Here is a 21,127-nt window from a genome sequence, read left to right as displayed (position 1 = left end):
TAGCGGATTTGACATAGTAAGATGACGACATACAAGATGAACTTCTCATCTACTGCTGATGTAAAGGAAGCTGCTGCTTATGGACATGAAGTCTACTGCTCAAAAGAAATCAATTGCTCTACCGCTTGTGATTTCAATTATTGCCATTTCGTTTTCTGCGATTATTGTGAAATGGTCAAATGCACCTGCTGCTATTTTAAGCATGTATCGAATGATCTTTGCCGCGGTTATTATGCTGCCGTTTATACTGCCACGAAAAAAAGAATTTCTCTCGATTCAGCGAAGAGACTGGTTTTTCTTATGTATGTCAGGCTTCTTTTTAGGACTCCATTTTGTGTTGTGGTTTGGCTCACTAAAGCTGACGACTGTGGCAAGCTCTACAATTATCATCGCTCTTCAGCCGATGGTCTCTTTATTAGGCGGATTTCTCATTTTCCGTGAACGAACGACGCTGCCCGCACTTTTGACGATGTGTGCAGCGATAGTTGGTGCACTTATGATTGGGTGGGGAGACATAGGTCATAGCCAGGAAGCCATCCTAGGAGACATTTTATCCTTTTTAAGTGTGATCGCAGTTGTTTGTTATTTATTAATAGGTCAACAGGCTGTCAGAAAGATATCTCATTGGATTTATAGTTTTTGTGTGTTTGGATTTGCCGGTCTTTTTTTAATTTTATTCAATTTGATTCAGCAAACTCCTTTTACAGGTTATCCCGGTAAAGAGTGGGGGATCTTTTTATTACTTGCGATCATTCCTACCATGTCTCATGTCATTAATAATTGGCTTTTAACCTATGTCAATGCCACAACCATTTCAATGAGTATCCTTGGCGAGCCTGTTGGAGCCACGATTCTTGCTGTATGGCTACTTGGAGAAAAAGTCACACTACTCCAAATGTGTGGCGGTTTTCTTGTCCTTTTAGGTGTCTTTTTCTTTTTGATGCAGCAGCGGCAAGGAATTGTGATGAAACAAAAAAAATCCGGTTAAATCCCGGATTTTTTACTCTTTTAAATCGTTTTTTTCAATCACTTTGTTCAATCTTTCCTCAACCTTCTTCAATTCCATTCGTTTTCTTCTGATCATTCGAAAAGCGATGACAATGATCGTCACGATCGTAGCGATGAATAGAAGAGAGAACACTTGAAATAGAAGATCACCTATGTTAAATGCCATATTCTCTCCGTTAGACATACGTAAAACCTCCCTTTCTATCTATATATTACCATAATCAATAAAAGATTGAGATTTATCCATTATTTATCTATAATAGGTAAAATATCACTTATTAAAGGAGAACCAATATGAGAACTTTAGTCCTTTTACGAGGTCTCCCAGGCGTAGGGAAATCAACTTGGATCAAAGCCCAAGGCTTAGAGCCTTACACGTTATCAGCGGATCAAATCCGTCTTTTGACCCAGCCCCCTCAGTTATCTGTCAATGGGAAACCAGAAATTTCAAGCAAACATGACCACAAAGTCTGGTCTTTATTATTTGAATTGCTTACAGCACGTATGGAACGCGGAGACTTTACTGTGGTCGATGCCACGCATATTTCAAGCAAATCGATATCTCAATATAAATCGCTGGCCACATCGTATCGTTACAGAGTGTATGTCATCGACTTCACGCAGGTGCCGCTTGAAACAGCTCTCCTGCAAAATCGCTCACGTGAAGCTCACAAAGTTGTACGGGAGTCTGTTTTATATCAAATGAACGAGCGGTTAAAAACAGAAAAGGTCCCATCATGGGTGACGGTCTTGCAGCCTGAGGAATATTCGCAAGTGATGACCTATCAGCCTCGATCCTTCGATCAATATGAGGCTATTCATGTCTTTGGAGATATTCACGGCTGTCATACCGCTCTGACCACCTATTTGCAAGGAGACATTAAAGAAAATGAACTTTATATCTTTGCAGGTGATTTGCTTGATAGAGGAATAGAAAACAAGGAAGTATTAGAATGGATGCTCGCACATAGAGAATGCCGGAATGTCATTGTGATTGAGGGTAATCATGATCAGCATTTATACCGGTTTGCACATGGTGAAAAAGTAAGAAGCAATATGTTTAACAGGCATACAGCACCTGAAATTGAAGCAGCAGAGTTTGATTTAAAAGAAGTACGGAAGTTTGTCAGAACATTTCATCAGCTTACTTATTTTACGTACCATGGCAAGACATTTCTTGTTACCCACGGAGGTCTTGCTCATTTGCCAGAAGATCTTCTACATGTCTCAACACAGCAGCTCATCCACGGTGTAGGTGAATATTCAGATGACATTGATCACTTGTTTGTTCAAAATACCGCTGGATTAGATGTTATTCAAATTCACGGGCATCGCAATTTATACAGGCTACCTACTCAAGCAGCGGAAAGGTCTTATAATCTAGAGGGTCAGGTTGAATTCGGGGGACAGCTGAGGGTGTTGAAAATCACAGCTGACGGGATTGAGACTCATGAAATCGACAACCCAGTCTATAGAGCTTCTGAGAAAAAGACATCGGCTGCCATTCAACCAGATATTTCACTGGACGACTTTTTAGCTCACTTAGATCAGCATGAATATGTACAGGAATTAAAGCTTCCGCATCATATTTCATCTTTTAATTTTACGAAAAAAGCGTTTAGTGAGCGGCAATGGGATGATGTGAATGTAAAGGCAAGAGGCTTGTTTGTCAATATGGTGTCAAAACAGATTGTTTCAAGAAGCTACAACAAATTTTTTAACATTGATGAGCGTCCTGAGACAAAAATGCATCATTTAGTGAACCACCTTCAATTTCCTGTTACCGTCTATGATAAAGCAAATGGATATTTAGGGACGGTTGGGTATAACGAAATGGAAGATGAATTGGTGTTTACGTCTAAATCGTATACATCTCATGTGAAGCAAAATCAGCATGCTTCTTGGGTGGAAGAGTTATTCTATCAGACATTCGGAGACGTGCAGGTCGACTACATCAAATCATACGTACGTGACCACAATGTATCTCTTGTGTTTGAAGTCATTTTGCCAAAGAAAGACCCACATATTATCACATATGATCGTGATCAACTCATTTTACTTGATATTGTGAAGCGTCAGCTAAGCTATGAAAAGGCACCATTTACTGAAGTGCAAAGAGTAAGCGAACAGCTTGGAATATCCAGCAAGCAGGAAGTGGCTGTGTTCCAAGATTGGACGTCTTTTTATAAATGGTATCAGGCCGTTTCTCATGACGATTCGATTAAAGAAGAGGGATATGTCATTGAGGATCATCGCGGCTTTATGACCAAGCTCAAACTTCCTTATTATCAATTCTGGAAGCAGATGCGCGCGATCAAGCAGCGCGTTGCAGAGAAGCGTTCCACGCAAAAATATATGCTAGCATTGCAAACAGCAGAGCAAGCTAGATTTTATACGTGGCTTCTTGAGCAAGATGCCCATGCTGTGAGAAATAGCTCTATTATCGAGTTGCGCTCACAATTTGAGCAAAGCGATGCTGCCCAGTTGAATAAAGATGGAATAAATGCATAGTCTAAAAAGGAGTCTTTTCTAAGGAAAAGGCTTTTTTTGTTGCAAATGAAAGGGGTGGCCCTGACATGCCTGACCATATTGAAGTCATTTTACGGACGATGTTTGCTTTTGCGATTTTATTTGGCGGAGCACGTCTTCTTGGAAAGCAAACCATTGCTCAAATGAATATTTTTGATTTTATAGCAGCCATCAGCTTAGGTTCAATTGCGGCGAGTCTCGCGTTTAATACAACGCTTCCATTTCATCACACGACGATTTCCTTTGTCACACTTGTCATCATCATTTATGTGATTTCACTGATTGCTTTAAGGAGCCGGAAATTGAGAGGATTTATGGCTGGTAAACCAACCCTTGTCATACAAAATGGCAAAATTCTTTAAGAGAATATGAAGGGAATGAGGTATACCCTTGATTATTTAAATCAGCAGCTGAGAGAAAAAGACATTTTTGATATTAGCGAAGTTGAATTTGCCATGATCGAAACAGATGGACATATGTCAGTGAAAAAATATCCTTCATTTGAAAATGTCACTCGAAAGGATCTTCAATTGTATAAGAAGGCCGAGGTCTACATGCCGATCGAAGTGATCATGGACGGAAAGCTCATTTTGAAAAACATTCAAGAAAATCAATTAACTGTGGAATGGATAGATGAAGAGCTTAAGAAAAGGCAGCTCTCCTTAAAGGACATTGTATACGCAGTTCGCTCAAGTAATGGCAGTTTATATATTGATACATATGACGACCACATTCACTCTCCGATTGATCAAGAATGAAGGTGTAGTGCTGAAGTCACCTGCATGACACATATCTGTCAATGTTTCTGAGTCCTTTGGGTGCTGACTGACTAGGCACCATTTCTTAATTATTATTATTTTCAGAAAATGTGATGACGAAGAAAAATAAGTATGTTTAAGTATATATAGAAGAAATTAAAATATTAATATAATATACCGCATGCGGAATGAATGTTCATTCCTATTAGATGAGGAGGGGATGAAGTGCCAGCAGTGACTGATAAACAAGAACAGATCATGAAGGCTTCACTAGACTTATTTATTGAACGGGGATTTGATGGCACCACGATGCCGATGATTTCAAAAAGAGCAAACGTCGGAGCAGGAACCATTTACCGTTATTTCGACAGTAAAGAGGCACTCGTCAATATTTTGTATCAGCGTAGCCTTTCTGCTTTTATCGAAAAAATGAACACAAACAGTCCAGATCCAAAGGCAAGTATCCGTGCGTACTTTAAGCATGTATTCTATTGCCTCGTTTTATTTACAAAGGAGAATCCAAGCGGGCTATATTTTTTAGAAATTGATAGACGATCCCATTACTTAGACGAGACGAGCAAAGAGAAAATGCAGCATTTGTTACATGAGCTATTCCTGATCTTTGAAGAAGGAAAAAGGGATGGGATTCATCCAAATCTCTCAGGTAGAACCATTTTATCGATTGTATTTGGTGCCTTTGTACAGCTGCATAAACAAATTCTTGCAGACGGAATAGAGCCAACAGGTGAATTTCTAGAGGACATTGAGCAAAGTTTATGGCGCGCTATCAGCGTTGCATCTTAATGAATGAAAGGGAGCGGGACCATGCAACAAACATCAATCATTCCAAAACCAAAAACATACGGACCTTTTAAAAATATTCCTCATATCAAAAAGGGGGAGCTTTCTCAAACCTTTTGGCGGCTGGCAGACGAATTAGGACCGATCTTTCAATTTGAATTTTCAAAAGCAACAAGTATTTTTGTTTCCAGCCATGAACTTGCCAAAGAAGTATTTGATGAGAGCCGTTTTGATAAATTCATCGGGAGCAGTCTGAATAAAGTAAGAACATTTTCAGGGGATGGGTTATTTACAAGCTGGACAGAAGAACCGAACTGGAGAAAGGCTCATCACATCTTGATGCCGGCGTTTAGTCAGCAGGCTATGAAGGGGTACCATGAGATGATGCTCGATATTGCCACACAGCTTGTACAAAAATGGCAAAGAACAGGCCGTGATGAAGAAATTGAAGTAGCAGAGGATATGACAAAGCTCACTTTAGATACGATTGGACTTTGTGGTTTTGACTTCAGGTTTAACAGCTTTTATAAAGAAAATCAGCATCCTTTCATCGAAAGCATGCTGAACGGGTTAAACGAAGCGATGGAACAAGCAAGTAGGTTGCCGGTTGCAGATAAATTAATGATCAAAAGAAGAAAAAAATTTGAAGAAAATGTAGATTTTATGAAGACATTAGTAGACGACATTATTCAAGAACGGAGAAAACAAGATAAAACGGGCAATGATTTACTGTCCCTTATGCTTCATGCAAAGGACCCTGAAACAGGTGAGCGCCTGTCAGATGAAAATATTCGCTATCAAATCATTACCTTCTTAATAGCTGGGCACGAAACAACAAGCGGGCTGTTATCCTTTGCGATTTATTTCTTATTAAAAAATCCAGAAAAATTAAAGAAAGCCGTCCAAGAAGCAGATGATGTGCTGCAAGGCGAACTGCCAACATTTAAGCAGGTACAAAAACTAACTTACACTCGTATGGTTTTAAATGAAGCCCTCCGCCTCTGGCCAACAGCGCCTACGTTCTCTCTTTATGCGAAAGAGGACACAATCATCGGAGGGAAATACTCGATTAAAAAGAACCAAAGTGTTTCCGTTCTACTCCCTAAATTACACCGTGATCAAGCGGTATGGGGAGGGGATGCGGAAGAATTTAAACCAGAGCGTTTTCTGCACCCTGAAAAGATCCCGCAGCATGCCTACAAGCCTTTTGGGAATGGACAGCGTGCATGTATTGGTATGCAATTTGCTCTTCATGAAGCCACTATGGTACTGGCAATGGTCTTGCACAACATGGAATTGATTGATCACACATCATACGAACTTAATTTAAAAGAATCTTTAACGATTAAGCCAAACGATTTTAAAATCAAAGTGCGGCCAAGGAAGCAGCAACTCTTTATGGCACCGCCGAAAGAAGAAACAAAAAAAAGCACCACCATTGAAGAGTCTAAAGTGAAGAGTCATGGTACACCACTACTTGTTTTATATGGATCAAATCTTGGTACAGCGCAGCAAATCGCAAACGAATTGGCTGAAGACGGAAAAGCAAAAGGATTTGATGTGACCACGGCTCCGCTCGATGACTATGCGCGCCAATTACCAGATAAGGGTGCAGTTCTTATCGTGACCGCTTCATACAATGGACATCCGCCTGACCATGCGAAAACATTTGTGGATTGGGTCACGCAGGATAAAGAGAAGGATTTAACAAACGTGACATTTGCTGTGTTTGGATGCGGGGATCGAAATTGGGCAAGTACCTACCAGCGTATTCCTCGTCTCATTGATGAAGCACTTGAAAGTAAAGGGGCAAAGCGTGTAGCTGATTTAGGAGAAGGTGACGCAGGCGGAGATATGGATGAGGATAAAGAAACATTTCAGAAAATAGTCTTCGAGCAGTTAGCAAAAGAATTTCAGCTCACCTTCCAAGAGAAAGGGAAGGAAACCCCAAAACTATCAGTAGCTTATACAAATGAGCTAGTAGAACGTCCTGTGGCGAAAACATATGGTGCCTTTTCAGCTGTTGTACTGAAAAATGAAGAATTACAATCTCAAAAAAGTGAGCGGAAAACAAGACATATAGAGTTGCGACTACCTGAAGGGAAAAAATACAAAGAAGGGGATCATATCGGAATTGTTCCGAAAAATCGTGATGTACTCGTTCAGCGGGTGATTGATCGCTTCAATCTAGATCCTAAGCAGCACATCAAGCTTTCTTCTGAGAAAGAAGCAAATCACTTACCTTTAGGTCAGCCCATTCAAGTAAGAGAATTACTTGCGTCACATGTTGAGCTTCAAGAACCGGCAACACGTACGCAGCTAAGAGAGCTCGCCTCGTATACAGTTTGTCCGCCTCATCGCGTGGAGCTTGAGCAAATGGCTGGTGAAGCATATCAAGAAGCTATTTTAAAGAAACGAGTCACCATGCTGGATTTACTAGATCAATATGAAGCATGTGAAATGCCATTTGCGCACTTTTTAGCACTTTTACCAGGTTTGAAGCCTCGTTATTATTCTATTTCTAGCTCACCAAAGATCGATGAGAAAAGAGTCAGTATCACAGTGGCGGTTGTGAAAGGGAAAGCGTGGAGCGGCCGCGGTGAATATGCAGGAGTCGCATCAAACTATTTATGCGATCTGCAAAAAGGAGAAGAAGTCGCCTGCTTCCTTCACGAAGCGCAGGCAGGATTCCAGCTGCCGCCTTCATCCGAAACACCGATGATCATGATCGGACCTGGTACAGGAATCGCTCCATTTAGAGGATTTGTTCAGGCAAGAGAAGTGTGGCAGAAGGAAGGCAAGCGACTAGGTGAAGCTCACCTGTATTTTGGCTGCCGTCACCCTCATGAAGATGATCTGTATTTTGAGGAAATGCAGCTTGCAGCGCAAAAAGGAGTTGTTCACATCCGCCGGGCTTATTCTCGTCACAAAGACCAAAAAGTATATGTCCAGCATTTGTTAAAAGAAGACGGCGGTATGCTCATCAAATTACTCGATGAAGGTGCGTACCTTTACGTGTGCGGAGACGGAAAAGTCATGGCACCAGACGTAGAGTCTACATTGATCGACCTCTATCAACACGAGAAACAATGCTCGAAGGAAGATGCTGAAAATTGGCTAACAACCCTAGCAAATAATAATAGATATGTAAAAGATGTATGGAGCTAACAAGAAGAAAGGCCGCCAATTAGGCGGTTTTTCCTTTTCATTAAGAAAGGTGAGATCGATAGAATGAAAGTTGGAAAGATTCAAAACACCTAATTTAATAATGAAATATTTTGAAAAAATAAGAATATTCTCTCATTTACTCCAATATGAAACAATCGTATGATTTTTGATATAGGATATAAAGGAGGAATATGATGAAAAAGGTGAAAATGTTACTCCCTTCTCTACTCGTTTTTGGTGCTTTAAGTGTGCCTAGTTTTGCCCATGCGGCATCGGATTCAGTACTAACGTCTGATTATGACATGGTGACTTCTGATGGAAAGGTGATCTCTTCAAGTGATTTCCACAATGATTCGAAATCCCCCTCATCCTTTGACAAAGTGGATGATCTATCTTCTACTGTTGGCGAAAAAGTAAAACCACTATCAAAATATTTAAAAGACTCTCAAACGAAAGTCGTCATTGGAGACGATGGTAGAACAAAAGTAGCAAACACAAGAGTAGCACCATACAATTCAATTGCTTATATTACTTTTGGCGGCTCAAGCTGCACAGGGACACTTATTGCCCCTAACAAAATTTTGACAAACGGACACTGTGTGTACAATACAGCATCAAGAAGTTATAGTGCAAAAGGATCGGTGTATCCAGGCATGAACGATAGCACAGCAGTGAATGGCTCAGCAAAAATGACGGAATTCTATGTGCCAAGCGGATATATCAATACAGGTGCGAGCCAATATGATTTTGCTGTAATCAAAACAGATACGAACATTGGCAATACAGTCGGTTACCGTTCCATCCGTCAGGTGACAAACTTAACTGGGACAACGATTAAAATTTCTGGATATCCAGGTGATAAAATGAGATCGACTGGCAAGATCTCGCAATGGGAGATGTCAGGTTCTGTGACAAGAGAAGATACGAACCTCGCATACTATACGATTGATACATTTAGCGGAAATTCAGGCTCAGCGATGCTAGATCAAAATCAGCAAATCGTTGGGGTTCATAACGCAGGGTATTCAAACGGAACGATTAATGGCGGTCCAAAAGCGACAGCTGCCTTTGTTGAATTTATCAACTATGCAAAAGCGCAATAAAAGCTAGAGGCTAAAGCTTGTTTCCTTCATAGGGGACAAGCTTTTTTATATGGAAATAAGTGTCTATCTGTATACGCTTGAAAGATCCATTGACCTCTCAGCCTCTTCATTTTTTCACATGTCATTCGAGAACGACTCATACATTAAAATGACACATTCCCTTTAAGTCAAGATTCTGCTTGAAAAAAATGAGGAGGTCTCACACTTTTGAAGATGAGAAGAGGCTGGATGACTGCTGTCGCTTTATGCTTTGTGATATGGATGGGCACGCTGTTAAGTGGATTTGGGGAGGAACATGCAGCAAAAGGTGCGGATCGATATGATCATGTCATTCAATTTCCAAAAGAACGGTACCCTGAAACAGGCAGTCATATTCAAGAAGCCATTCGAAAAGGGCATTCAGATGTGTGTACGATAGACCGAAATGGTGCAGATGCCCGCAGGCAAGAATCTTTAAAAGGCATTCCGACTAAACCAGGATTCGACCGAGATGAGTGGCCAATGGCCGTTTGTTTTGAAGGAGGAAAAGGGGCGAGTGTTCAATATGTCAGCCCTTCTGATAATAGGGGAGCAGGCTCATGGGTTGGACACCAGATGAGTGGGTATCCTGATGGGAAAAGAATATTATTTATTGTGAAATAAAACTAAAAGAGAGGCGCCTATGAGTAGGTGTCTTTTTTGTTCGCTAGAGCGTATTGGAGTTCGCAGGGACACAAGATTCAGTGTACAATTGACCTATAAGATACAATTCAATGACAGAATGTGAAGGGATATATGCTTATGGATAAGAACCGTGCATTATACGACTATTTCATGCAACATGCAGAGAAACTGACTGAAACTTGGTATGATTCAATTGAGGATGATGATCCAGAATCAATCTATCGTTCAACAGATTCCAGCATCATATCAGAGCTGAAACGGCAAAATCAAGATTATTACCAGCATTTTATACGTGCGCTTATTGAAGACAAGACGTATTTACATACTGAGTTTAAGAAGTGGTCTGAAGACTTAGCCAGTGATCCGAAGCATTTAAACACACCATTAGATTATGTTGTGAGAGAATACATGTCTAATCAAAGAGTGGTCCTTCATTACTTAAAAGAATTTATTAAGCAGCGCCAAGATGATATTGATATTGACCGCATCTTTTATTGGTATGATTTAATTTCAGAGGCATTTAATATTTCAATTCATGTGTTCATTCAGCAATACGTGAAAAATACAACGAAGAAGCTCGTGGCACAAAGAGACATGATTTACGAGCTAAGTTCACCTGTCATTGTTTTAAAAAGCCATATTGCGTTATTGCCGTTAGTAGGTGATATTGATACAGCGAGAGCAAAGATTATTTTAGAAAATACGCTGAAACAGTGCTCACAAAAAGGTGTGCAGCATTTATGTATTGATTTATCGGGCGTTGTCATTATTGATACAATGGTGGCTCAGCAAATTTTTGATCTTGTCACATCACTTCGGTTAATTGGAGTAGAGACAACCATTTCAGGAATCAGACCAGAAATTGCCCAAACCGCTGTACAGCTCGGGCTTCCTTTTAATGAATTTCGCACGGCAGCATCACTTGCTCACGCATTAGAACGCATGACTGAATTTTCTCCAATATAAAAACCAGGCCGATTAATGGCCTGGTTTTTATTTAGATAACAGCGTCAATTTTTGTGACTTTCCAATCTTTTTGTCCTTTTTCGAACGTAACTGTTCTTTTTACTTTGCGCCCGTCAAGTGTTGGGACAGTGAATTCATATGTGCGGACTGTTTGTTTGTTAGAGACAAGTTTAGGTGTTGCTTTATCCCAATTAAGCATATTGTCTCCGTCGCCAACTGGAACAGCCATTTTACCTTTATGAACAATGAACTGGTAGTCTTTTAAACCTTGATTGATGGCTTCTTTTGTGAAAACTTGAGATAGGTAGCTGTTTAGTTTTTTCTTTGTATCAAATGTTTTAGAAAGATAGTTGTAAGTCATGTCTTTATAGCTAAATGATTTTAATTTGTAATCAGAATGTTCCTTAATTTTGTAGCCTGACATCGCACTCCAAAAGTGTTCTCGTGCATCAAGGGCAATATGTAACGCTTCTTTATTTGTCAAAGTGGCTGGTTTTTTAGAAGCGGCCAATGTTGTAGATTGTAATGAGATCATAAGCATAATAGCAGTTAATAAAACGAATAATTTTTTCAAGGCAATTGCCTCCTTTTCTCAATGAAAACTTCTTATGTTACAAATGTTACAATAATTACAGTGATATTACAAGTGTTAAATTAAAATGTTTTTTATTTCTTTTCTTTCTATATATATAACGTTTGAGGGTGGCAAAAAGTTTTCATTTTTTTATTTTTTCTTTATATCTAGTATTTAACCGTTCTAAAGAAGAACAAAACGTTTTTTGGAAAAGTTTCTTTTTGGACGTTTAACACGCTTTTTCATTTATGTCATATACTATCGTGATGAATGACTAAGAAAGTGGTGTTGAATATGTATTATCCGTATGAAGGTATGTGGAATGGGTACTCATATGATAGGCAGATGCAAGGTTTTCCGTCGTTTCCTTCACAAGTTGGAGGATTTCCAGGATTCCCATTCGGGGGAGGAGGCACCGGGCACGGATCTAGTGGCTCAGCCCCGCCAGCTCCACCACAGCATATTATTTCGCAATATCAGCAAGCATTATCACAGCCTCAAAGCATGCAGTCACTAATTTCAGGGCAAACAGGTGGAGGGCAGCAATCGGTTCAATTCGCTGCGGGATGTAATAGAAGATGGACGATTGTCTTAATGAGAAACGGTCAAGTATTTTTAATGTATGTCTTATCTTCACAGCCTTTCGGGAGAACAACGGGCTTTATTTGGCCGAACTTTACATTTGGTTCCTTCCCAAGCTCGAGTATTCTTGCCTATTCTTGTTCATAAAAAAAAGCCGGTTCTCATCATTAGCTGATGAAATACCGGCTTTTTTTAGTGAATATTTCTAAATACGCCAATCACTTTACCTAGTATACTTACATTCTGTAAAATAATCGGTTCCATAGATGGGTTTTCTGGCTGTAATCTAAAGTGTGTATCTTCTTTATAAAAACGTTTCACTGTCGCTTCATCTTCCTCTGTCATGGCGACGACAATATCTCCATTGTTAGCAGTGCTTTGCTGACGCACAATGACATAGTCCTTGTCCAAAATGCCTGCATCAATCATACTTTCTCCCATAATTTCAAGCATAAACACTTGTTCATCCGGTGCTGCAAAAGTTTCAGGAAGAGGGAAGTATTCTTCTACATTCTCAACAGCCGTAATAGGCAAGCCTGCTGTTACTTTTCCGATGACTGGTACGTTCATTACAGCACTCTTTGGAATATTCAATTCCTCTTCATCTAGTACTTCGATCGCTCTAGGTTTTGTCGGGTCTCTTCTTATTAAGCCCTTCGTTTCTAGTCTAGCTAAATGTCCATGAACCGTTGAACTGGATGCTAGACCGACAGCTTCTCCAATTTCACGAACGGATGGGGGATAGCCCTTACTTTTTACTTCTTCTTTGATGAATGTCAGGATATCGAGTTGTCTTTTTGATAGCTTCGTCATCTTTTGCACCTCAAAACGTCAATTTTAAAGAAATTATAGCATGTTTTTCCTAACAGTACAAACATAGGTTCGAAAAAAACGTTTGACAGAAACGTTTGTTCGTATTTATAATAAGTGACAGAAAGAACGAACACACATTCTATTAGGAGAGATGACATTATGAGGTTAAAAGAATCTATTATTTTTATTGGGGTATTCTCATTCATCGTTGGCATATTTCTCTCACTTATTGCAGTCACAAGCCATAATGATCCAAATCAATATGTTAAAATAGAAGTTCAATCAGGTGATACGCTTTGGGGGTTAGCTGATCAAGTAAACGACAGCAAATCTATTGATAAAAATGCGTTTATTGACTGGGTCACTCAGCACAATGATCTTGCTTCAACAGAAATCCAGCCTGGTGACATCCTTGTCATACCAGTCAAAAAAGAGCATCCAGTCGTATATCAACTTGCAACAGTACAGTAGAAAGGTCGATTGAAGACATGAATGCAATCATCTATGCGAGAGTAAGCACTGTCAAAGAAGAGCAGGAAACCTCGCTGAAGAGACAAGAAGAAGAATTGCTGGCTTTAGCTGCTATGCACAAGATGAATGTGGTTAAAGTTATTAAAGAAAAAGCAAGCGGGTATGATCTAGATCGCGATGGTGTGTTTGATATGCTAGCTACACTAAGAGAAAAGTCAATTGATGCTGTTCTTATCCAGGATGAAACACGTCTCGGAAGAGGACAAGCAAAAATTGCGCTTCTTCATTGTCTTTTTAAAGAAAATGTGAAAGTGTACAGTACGTTTCATAGAGGGGAGCTTGAGCTTTCAGAAGCTGATGAAATGGTGATTGAGATCGTCGGAGTCGTTGAAGAATATCAACGAAAAATTCATAACCTGAAAATCAAGCGGGGAATGAGAAGAGCCGTAGAAGGCGGGTATCAGCCCGAACTGAATTTAAAACAGCAGGATCATGCGCCTGGCCGTGAGCGTATTGAAGTGCCGATTTCAGAAATTGTTCGATTAAGAAAGAACAACATGACCTTCGCCGAAATCGCAGCAACTCTTCAGGCACTAGGTTTTGACATTTCAAAAGCAACGGTTCATAGAAGGTATCAAGAATATGAAAAAGGTTTGATCACCTAAAGCTTGATTTGTTGTCAAAGTGATCGATATTTAGTAGTATGTAGAGAAAATGTTTTAAAGGAGTTAGTCATGATTTCTAAAAATCAGCTTGCAAGAATCAATGAGCTTTCAAAAAAGTCAAAAGAGACCGGATTGTCAGACGCTGAAAAAACAGAACAAAAGCAATTAAGAGAAGAGTATTTAAAAGCTTTTCGTTCTTCTATGAAAAATACACTTAAAACCGTGAAAATCGTTGACCCTGAAGGAAACGATGTCACACCAGAAAAATTAAAAAGAGAAAGAGATCAAAACCTTCATTAAGCGTATGATTTCTTGAATTTTGAAAAGATGGGAAAAACATTCTCATCTTTTTTCATTTTTGCATAACTTTTTAGGTGATCGATAAACTAAATGTGATAAAATCACTCTTTTTCAGCGTGAAATAGTTGTGAAAAAAGGACAGTAGATTTATGATAATGGTGTACACAAGATACGGAAGGGGATTTATATGGAAACGATTGAATTGAAATCTATTGCAACAATACGTACTCTCTCCATAGACGCAATTGAAAAAGCGAATTCCGGTCACCCTGGAATGCCGATGGGTGCTGCACCAATGGCATACGCTTTATGGACGAATCACTTAAACGTAAGTCCGCAAAACCCAAATTGGTTTAACAGAGACCGTTTTGTATTATCTGCGGGACATGGTTCTATGCTTCTATATAGCATGCTTCATTTAAGCGGATACAACCTGAGCATCGATGATCTAAAACAATTCCGCCAATGGGGTAGCAAAACACCTGGACATCCTGAATTTGGACATACAGAAGGCGTAGATGCCACAACAGGTCCTTTAGGACAGGGGATTGCCATGGCAGTTGGTATGGCACTTGCAGAAAGACATCTTGCGGAAACGTATAACAAAGACAACTTTAATGTTGTAGATCACTATACATACAGCATTTGCGGAGATGGAGACTTAATGGAGGGGATTTCCTCTGAAGCTGCTTCCCTTGCTGGTCATTTAGGCTTAGGACGTTTAATTGTTCTTTATGATTCAAATGATATTTCTTTAGATGGCGACCTAGATCGTTCATTCTCTGAAAATGTGAAGAATCGTTTTGAAGCGATGAACTGGGAAGTTCTTTACGTAAAAGACGGCAACAACATTGAAGAAGTGACAGCTGCTATTGAAAAGGCAAAACAAAGCACAGACAGACCTACACTGATCGAAGTGAAAACAACCATCGGTTTCGGATCGCCAAACCGTGCAGGAACGTCTGGTGTGCATGGTGCACCACTTGGCAGCGACGAAGCAAAGCTGACGAAGGAAGCATACTCTTGGACGTTTGAAGAAGATTTCCATGTACCTTCTGAAGTGTACGATCATTTCAAAGAAGCTGTAAAAGACGCTGGTCAGAAAAAAGAAGCAGCTTGGAATGAACAATTTGCGCAATATGAAAAAGAATACCCTGAGCTAGCAGCTCAATTGAAGCTTGCGATTGAAGGAAAGCTTCCTGAGAATTGGGATCAAGAGGTTCCTGTTTATGAAGCAGGCTCAAGTCTTGCCTCCCGCGCTTCTTCAGGCGAAGTCTTAAATGGCATTGCGAAGCAAGTACCTTTCTTCATTGGTGGTTCTGCTGACCTTGCAGGTTCAAACAAAACAACGATCAAAAACACAGACGATTTTGGGAAAGATCATTATGCCGGCAAGAACATTTGGTTCGGTGTCAGAGAATTTGCAATGGGTGCCGCATTAAACGGTATGGCACTTCACGGCGGCCTTCGTGTATTCGGCGGAACGTTCTTTGTTTTCTCAGATTACTTAAGACCAGCGATTCGTCTTGCTGCCTTAATGGGACTTCCAGTTACTTATGTCTTTACTCATGACAGTATCGCTGTTGGTGAAGATGGCCCGACGCATGAGCCGGTTGAACAGCTTGCTTCATTACGTGCGATGCCAAACCTTTCTGTCATTCGCCCTGCGGATGGGAACGAGACAGCTGCAGCGTGGAAACTTGCTGTATCTTCAACGGATAAACCGACAGCACTAGTTCTGACTCGTCAAAACCTTCCAACGATTGATCAAGCACCTGAGAAGGCATATGAAGGAGTAGAAAAGGGTGGATACGTTGTCGTGGAAGCAGCTGATGCACAGCCAGAAGCACTTCTACTCGCTTCTGGATCTGAGGTTGGTTTAGCGATTGAAGCGCAAAAGGCACTTGAAAAAGAGGGTATCCGCGCATCTGTTGTCAGTCTTCCTGCATGGGATCGATTCGATCAGCAGTCTGACGAATACAAAGAGTCAGTCCTTCCGACAGCAGTGCGGGCTCGTGTTGCGATTGAAATGGGAGCTTCACTTGGCTGGGAGCGTTACACTGGTCTCGATGGTGACGTAATTGCCATTGATAAATTTGGTGCATCTGCACCTGGTGAAACCATTATTGAGAAATACGGCTTTACGGTCAGCAATGTCGTCAGCCGTGTGAAAGCGAAGCTGAACAAATAATCAGTCTCCAAGCATCATGCTTTTTTTCAACTGTTTGCAGAGCATTTTCATCCGCTCTGCAAACTTTTTTCTTTTTTCTTGTTTTTTTGACAAAACTAGTTTCTTCTTGCTTCATATATAGACAATTCTTTCTTTCACATTTTTGTATAATACAAGCAATATACGAGATTGACGAAATGTGAAAGGAAGGGATAGACATGGAACGCCATTATTATATTTATTGGATTGAGGATGAATTTGCGCATCATTATTTTGGTAGAGAATCAATTTTGTTTCATTTGTTTGAGTCGTTACACTGGACGAATCGCACGGAAGATGAATTGGTGATGCTTGTGAAACAAGTGGATTACGTGACGAAACGAATCCCTGCTTTTCATATGCACCAGCGATTAATGAACAACTTAACGAATATTCACTATACACAAATTGGCTCGATATACAGCGCTTCCTTACCTGATGGAAAAGGAACGGCTGCATTTATCATAAAAGATCGCTATATCCAAATGTCTGCCACCGGCAGTTATGAAGCAGAAGCAGTGTTTTTTGAAGTGCTGAGAAAAATTAGTCCTTGCTTCCTTGCGATGGACTTCGGTTCAAAGAAGCACGGGTGGCTCAATCCGGTAAAAGTGAGGAATTTTGTTTAAAAAAATAAAATTGAACGCGAAATGTTGTATAATAGCCTTTTGTTTAGTACACTTTATACGAGACAACATGAAGGAGGAAGAATTATGGATTTATGGGTTGTCATCCTTGTAGGCGTTGTTGCACTGCTTGCAGGAGTTGCACTCGGATTCTTTATTGCTCGTAAGTATATGATGAGCTACTTGAAAAAGAATCCACCAATTAATGAACAAATGCTTCGAATGATGATGATGCAAATGGGCATGAAACCGTCCCAGAAGAAAATCAATCAAATGATGAAAGCCATGAACAACCAAGCGAAATAATACGTACGATATTATGATCATAGATGGAACATGGTTATAAAGAATGGACAAGCGTTGTCCCTTCTTTATTGAATTCACCTTCATCAGACGCTTTAAAACCACTGTACTTGCCTAAATGAAGCAGGGAAGGTGGTTTTTATTTTGGCTTCAACTTCCTTCTAAAAAAACAAAAACCCCTGTGATCAGAGGTTTTGTTTCGTTTATGTTCACACATATCAACTGATCTAAAAATCGTGCGGCATGACAAATTCCATGAGATATGATTAGTTGGCTGAGTTTGAGTGTAAGTGTCGTTGATATTGTAAGAGGAGATGATCTAGCTGCTGGCTATGTTCGATGGTCACTGTTGATGTCATCCCATTGTGCAAGACAACTTTCATCAGCTCTTCTCTTTTTTCTTCGATTTGAGTTAATAATGATGTTTTTACCAAAGTCATGTTCCTTTCATGCAAATCTTGATAAAAAGAATCGATTCTATTATATCCATTTTAAGGTTTATTTTCAAATTTAAAGGATTCGTTATCTTGATGTCAAATTAAATTATATAAGGTTTTAAGAGAATAGACCATCTTTATTGAGAGGATGTAAAAAAAATGAAATGATTTTGTCATCTCTTATTGTATATTGTAAGAAGGGGGTGTTCTTTTGACAGATTTGAATTTCTTTTTAGCCTTTGGAGCAGGGTTCCTTTCTTTTATCTCACCATGCTGTCTGCCGCTTTATCCAGCCTTTTTATCTTATATTACGGGTGTTAGTATGGATGAAGTGAAATCTGAGAAGGTGATGCTGAGAAGAAGAAGTCTACTTCATACTTTATTCTTTTTAGTTGGGTTCTCTATTATCTTTATTGCGATTGGCTTTGGGACATCGTTTGTTGGGAAGTTTTTTGATGATTACCATCAAGCCATTCGTCAGGTTGGAGCCATTCTTATTATTTTCTTTGGCTTTATGACGCTCGGGGTATTTCAGCCTTCATTCCTCATGGGAGAAAAGAGAATGCAGTTCAAAAACCGACCTGCGGGTTTTTTTGGGTCGATTCTCATCGGAATGGGCTTTGCCGCTGGATGGACACCTTGTACAGGACCAATTTTATCTGCCGTTATCGCGCTTGCTAGTAACAATCCAGAGTCGGCTGTGCCTTATATGATTGCATATGTCCTTGGCTTTGCCGTCCCGTTTTTTATTCTATCTTTCTTCATCACGAAAATGGCATGGATCAGAAAGCGTCAGCAGCTTATCATGAAAATTGGTGGGATCATTATGATTGTGGTAGGGTTATTGCTGTTCTTTGATCTTCTCACATGGATTATCATCATGTTCTCTTCCTTATTTGGCGGATTTACTGGCTTTTGAAATCGTTTTCTACAGTCGCGGCGAATGGTTTTTTTTCGTCAATTGGAGTATATTATACATAGGCTGACCTTAAAGAATAAAGGAATGATTTGATATGATGGTCTTAATCTCTTCTATAATTGCGGTATGTATGGCGGTAGCTGTTATGTTTATTCGCATTAAGTCATCTGCAAAACCGGCAACTGCGAAAAAAATTATATTACCTCCTATTTTCATGAGCACTGGTGCATTGATGTTTTTTGTTCCAATGTTTCAGGTAACTGGGGCTGAATTTCTCGAGGCAATCACAGTGGGGATGTTTTTCTCCATCTTTTTAATCAAAACATCAAAGTTTGAAATTAGAGGGAATGAGATTTACTTAAAGCGGTCAAAAGCATTTGTGTTTATTCTCATTGGACTTCTTGTTCTTCGTATCGGAATGAAGACGATCCTGAGTTCTTCTATTGATTATGGCTCTCTAAGCGGAATGTTTTGGATACTTGCCTTTGGCATGATTGTGCCTTGGCGCGTTGCCATGTATTTGTCGTTTAGAAAGATGTCTAAGCAATTAGATCCACAACAGGTTCAAATGAATTAAACCTCCTTTTTATAAGGAGGTTATTTTAATAATGCTTCATATGGCGTATGATCGATGTTTTTTTCTTGAAGGCGCTTCAATAAAAACTTATGATCACGCTTTGGTGTAGCGATAATATAGCCGCGAATGATTAAGTCTAAATTAATGCTGGCAGCTTGTTCTTTTAATGCCAACTCGCCAATTTTTCCTGCAATTTTTTCTTTGGCGACATCTCTAAACAGCTCTGGAACAGGTAAGACAAGTTCATTTAAAAGCTGTTTGTCTTCTTCCCGCCATAAATGGAGGCTCTTTTGAATATATTCATCCTGCCAATCAAGCTCTGATTTCCCATCTTCCTTCGGCAATCGTTTTAGAAATTTGCGAAACATAAAAAAGCCACCGATTGCGAGTAATCCGATCATCACCGTACCCCAAAATAAAATGAACCACAAAAACCAGCCGCTTAACATGTTCTCACTCCTTATACCCCTAGTATCTCTATCTTATTTTACATGAAGAGATGATAGAAGAAAATAACAAAAATGTATGTCTCTTATCTCTATGAACGCCTTTTTTCAGTCATAAGTGCCCATTTACTAGAAAGACCCAAACCATCTAGTAGAAAAAGAATACCTTATCATATAGCGATTCTACTATTTGGCCATGGTGGTTCGCAAAAGGTATTGACTTGACACGAACGGAAGAGAGCCCACCAAATGAAGGTGGGCTCTTAATGTTTGAAATGCGGGATTTGAAAAGAATGCACCGCTTGAATGGTCAGAACTTTTTTTAATTCTTATCGAAATGATTCGGTTTTCGTATTCTGTTTCAATCTCTTTGTCGTTCAAGCAAAAAGGGAGCATGACACTTTTTCCAATTGGCTGGTCGCCTTGATCATTTGGCTTTTGTACAGTGTAAGTGAGAGTGAGCTCATGTCCAGCGAAGGTCAGCTTTACATCAGTGATCGACAGAGTAGAGACATCAATCTCAACAATATAATCACGGCTTGTTTCATAAAGGTCAATTGGGAGGTGTTCATCATACCAGGCAAATGGATCGTCCATTAAAACATTGAGCCAATCGTCTATTTCAAGAAAATCAGAGGAATTCGATTGCTTTTCATTCTCCATAAACACTCCTCCATCACATCTCATAATAAATAATATGTTGAGAACTGAAATGTGTGAAAGACCTAAAACATCCCGCTTTGCAACGGGATGAGAGGAGAATGCTTACATATCGTGATGAGAATTGTGCTTTTGTCTTGTATGGTTACGGTTCTTCACTTTTTTACTGCCTGATAAGGGCTCAGGCTGTCCGCTTTGATGTTCTTTAGGCGAGTTTTGACGGATGTCTTTTCCTGTGTTTTTATTCGTCATGATACTGGCTCCTTTCTTATTGATTTTTTTTACGTTTTTTATTGTTTTGTCTTTGTTCTTCTGTTAAAACGAGCTGATCATCTTCAATATAGCCTGCACCATTTCCTTGGCTTTTGGCTGCGTTCATGCCGTTAATCACATGATTGGCTTTACGTTTTGTCATGTTCTATCACCTCAATTGTAGTATGAACCCGCTCTGCCTCGATTATGAAGAGTAATCATTTCCTAATGATAAGATAAACTTATTGAATTTAATAAAAGCATTGTTATTTACTTATGTATGAATTTGTTTTAAGATGA

Annotated in this window: 24 protein-coding genes and 1 pseudogene; 17 read left to right on the top strand and 8 right to left on the bottom strand. The window is 39.7% G+C overall.

The features are described from left to right. Positions 1-79: 79 nt before the first annotated feature. Complete coding sequence (locus tag GPS65_RS13385; protein WP_012010086.1) at positions 80-988, top strand: DMT family transporter; 909 nt, start codon at positions 80-82, stop codon at positions 986-988. A 12-nt stretch (positions 989-1,000) separates the two neighbouring features. On the opposite strand, the gene GPS65_RS13380 is transcribed toward GPS65_RS13385, so the two are convergent. After that, a complete protein-coding gene (locus GPS65_RS13380) occupies positions 1,001-1,192 on the bottom strand; it encodes a hypothetical protein (protein ID WP_088002860.1) in 192 nt (63 codons plus the stop codon). A gap of 110 nt (positions 1,193-1,302) precedes the next feature. Here GPS65_RS13380 and GPS65_RS13375 point away from each other — a divergent pair, with 110 nt between their 5' ends. From GPS65_RS13375 to GPS65_RS13345, 7 genes and pseudogenes are all read left to right on the top strand, one after another. Beyond that, positions 1,303-3,519 (top strand): RNA ligase, encoded by a 2,217-nt coding sequence (locus tag GPS65_RS13375; RefSeq protein WP_012010088.1) that lies wholly within the window; start codon positions 1,303-1,305, stop codon positions 3,517-3,519. A 65-nt stretch (positions 3,520-3,584) separates the two neighbouring features. Beyond that, positions 3,585-4,295 (top strand): annotated as a pseudogene (locus GPS65_RS13370) (DUF421 domain-containing protein). 225 nt (positions 4,296-4,520) lie between these two features. Continuing rightward, on the top strand, positions 4,521-5,099 hold the full coding sequence (locus tag GPS65_RS13365) for a TetR/AcrR family transcriptional regulator (RefSeq protein ID WP_144459874.1): 579 nt from the start codon (positions 4,521-4,523) through the stop codon (positions 5,097-5,099). Positions 5,100-5,120: 21 nt separating this feature from the next. Continuing rightward, on the top strand, positions 5,121-8,264 hold the full coding sequence (locus tag GPS65_RS13360) for a bifunctional cytochrome P450/NADPH--P450 reductase (protein ID WP_119124942.1): 3,144 nt from the start codon (positions 5,121-5,123) through the stop codon (positions 8,262-8,264). A 194-nt stretch (positions 8,265-8,458) separates the two neighbouring features. Then, entirely contained in the window at positions 8,459-9,367 is a 909-nt protein-coding gene (locus GPS65_RS13355; protein WP_041815555.1) for a trypsin-like serine peptidase, read from the top strand. A 261-nt stretch (positions 9,368-9,628) separates the two neighbouring features. Next, complete coding sequence (locus tag GPS65_RS13350) at positions 9,629-10,009, top strand: NucA/NucB deoxyribonuclease domain-containing protein (protein WP_225970079.1); 381 nt, start codon at positions 9,629-9,631, stop codon at positions 10,007-10,009. 138 nt (positions 10,010-10,147) lie between these two features. Beyond that, positions 10,148-10,996 carry an STAS domain-containing protein gene (locus GPS65_RS13345; protein WP_012010093.1) on the top strand — a complete coding sequence of 283 codons (849 nt, stop codon included), beginning with the start codon at positions 10,148-10,150 and terminating at the stop codon, positions 10,994-10,996. A 31-nt stretch (positions 10,997-11,027) separates the two neighbouring features. Here GPS65_RS13345 and GPS65_RS13340 read toward each other — a convergent pair whose 3' ends face one another. Continuing rightward, on the bottom strand, positions 11,028-11,570 hold the full coding sequence (locus tag GPS65_RS13340; protein WP_012010094.1) for a DL-endopeptidase inhibitor IseA: 543 nt from the start codon (positions 11,568-11,570) through the stop codon (positions 11,028-11,030). Between the two features lie 294 nt (positions 11,571-11,864). On the opposite strand from GPS65_RS13340, the gene GPS65_RS13335 reads away from it, so the two are divergent. Then, entirely contained in the window at positions 11,865-12,299 is a 435-nt protein-coding gene (locus GPS65_RS13335) for a hypothetical protein (RefSeq protein ID WP_012010095.1), read from the top strand. Positions 12,300-12,344: 45 nt separating this feature from the next. Here GPS65_RS13335 and lexA read toward each other — a convergent pair whose 3' ends face one another. Further along, on the bottom strand, positions 12,345-12,965 hold the full coding sequence (gene lexA, locus GPS65_RS13330; protein ID WP_012010096.1) for a transcriptional repressor LexA: 621 nt from the start codon (positions 12,963-12,965) through the stop codon (positions 12,345-12,347). Between the two features lie 159 nt (positions 12,966-13,124). Here lexA and yneA point away from each other — a divergent pair, with 159 nt between their 5' ends. The 6 genes from yneA to GPS65_RS13300 all read left to right on the top strand — a co-directional run bounded on the left by yneA (position 13,125) and on the right by GPS65_RS13300 (position 17,539). Then, positions 13,125-13,436 (top strand): cell division suppressor protein YneA, encoded by a 312-nt coding sequence (yneA, locus tag GPS65_RS13325; protein ID WP_003211955.1) that lies wholly within the window; start codon positions 13,125-13,127, stop codon positions 13,434-13,436. 17 nt (positions 13,437-13,453) lie between these two features. Next, positions 13,454-14,101 carry a YneB family resolvase-like protein gene (locus GPS65_RS13320; RefSeq protein WP_012010098.1) on the top strand — a complete coding sequence of 216 codons (648 nt, stop codon included), beginning with the start codon at positions 13,454-13,456 and terminating at the stop codon, positions 14,099-14,101. A 69-nt stretch (positions 14,102-14,170) separates the two neighbouring features. After that, the gene (locus tag GPS65_RS13315; protein WP_003211509.1) at positions 14,171-14,401 is read left to right on the top strand and encodes a DUF896 domain-containing protein; all 231 of its coding nucleotides are present in this window, start codon (positions 14,171-14,173) and stop codon (positions 14,399-14,401) included. 187 nt (positions 14,402-14,588) lie between these two features. Beyond that, positions 14,589-16,592 carry a transketolase gene (gene tkt / locus GPS65_RS13310; RefSeq protein WP_119124943.1) on the top strand — a complete coding sequence of 668 codons (2,004 nt, stop codon included), beginning with the start codon at positions 14,589-14,591 and terminating at the stop codon, positions 16,590-16,592. Between the two features lie 197 nt (positions 16,593-16,789). Beyond that, positions 16,790-17,236: a sporulation inhibitor of replication protein SirA gene (sirA, locus tag GPS65_RS13305; protein ID WP_012010100.1), complete on the top strand. Its 447-nt coding sequence runs from the start codon at positions 16,790-16,792 to the stop codon at positions 17,234-17,236. A gap of 84 nt (positions 17,237-17,320) precedes the next feature. After that, complete coding sequence (locus GPS65_RS13300) at positions 17,321-17,539, top strand: YneF family protein (RefSeq protein ID WP_003212379.1); 219 nt, start codon at positions 17,321-17,323, stop codon at positions 17,537-17,539. A gap of 263 nt (positions 17,540-17,802) precedes the next feature. Here the strand turns inward: GPS65_RS13300 and GPS65_RS13295 are convergent, their stop codons facing one another. After that, positions 17,803-17,976, bottom strand: coding sequence for an aspartyl-phosphate phosphatase Spo0E family protein (locus tag GPS65_RS13295; RefSeq protein ID WP_369810454.1), 174 nt, complete (start codon positions 17,974-17,976; stop codon positions 17,803-17,805). A 208-nt stretch (positions 17,977-18,184) separates the two neighbouring features. Between GPS65_RS13295 and GPS65_RS13290 the strand changes: the two genes are divergently transcribed. Together GPS65_RS13290 and GPS65_RS13285 are read left to right on the top strand one after the other, a co-directional pair. Continuing rightward, positions 18,185-18,892 carry a cytochrome c biogenesis CcdA family protein gene (locus GPS65_RS13290; protein WP_012010102.1) on the top strand — a complete coding sequence of 236 codons (708 nt, stop codon included), beginning with the start codon at positions 18,185-18,187 and terminating at the stop codon, positions 18,890-18,892. 94 nt (positions 18,893-18,986) lie between these two features. Then, a complete protein-coding gene (locus GPS65_RS13285) occupies positions 18,987-19,469 on the top strand; it encodes a CcdC family protein (RefSeq protein ID WP_012010103.1) in 483 nt (160 codons plus the stop codon). Between the two features lie 20 nt (positions 19,470-19,489). Here GPS65_RS13285 and GPS65_RS13280 read toward each other — a convergent pair whose 3' ends face one another. From GPS65_RS13280 to sspO, 4 genes are all read right to left on the bottom strand, one after another. Further along, entirely contained in the window at positions 19,490-19,918 is a 429-nt protein-coding gene (locus GPS65_RS13280; RefSeq protein WP_044141405.1) for a DUF2621 domain-containing protein, read from the bottom strand. A 183-nt stretch (positions 19,919-20,101) separates the two neighbouring features. After that, positions 20,102-20,578 (bottom strand): Hsp20/alpha crystallin family protein, encoded by a 477-nt coding sequence (locus tag GPS65_RS13275; protein ID WP_238389100.1) that lies wholly within the window; start codon positions 20,576-20,578, stop codon positions 20,102-20,104. A 102-nt stretch (positions 20,579-20,680) separates the two neighbouring features. After that, positions 20,681-20,827: a small acid-soluble spore protein P gene (locus GPS65_RS13270; RefSeq protein WP_012010105.1), complete on the bottom strand. Its 147-nt coding sequence runs from the start codon at positions 20,825-20,827 to the stop codon at positions 20,681-20,683. 16 nt (positions 20,828-20,843) lie between these two features. After that, positions 20,844-20,990, bottom strand: coding sequence for a small acid-soluble spore protein SspO (gene sspO / locus GPS65_RS13265; protein WP_058015660.1), 147 nt, complete (start codon positions 20,988-20,990; stop codon positions 20,844-20,846). Positions 20,991-21,127: the final 137 nt, after the last annotated feature.

Source organism: Bacillus pumilus, assembly GCF_009937765.1.
Taxonomy (GTDB): Bacteria; Bacillota; Bacilli; order Bacillales; family Bacillaceae; genus Bacillus; species Bacillus pumilus_O.
Note: the sequence above shows the minus strand (reverse complement) of the source record. Positions and strands in the feature narration are given on the sequence as shown.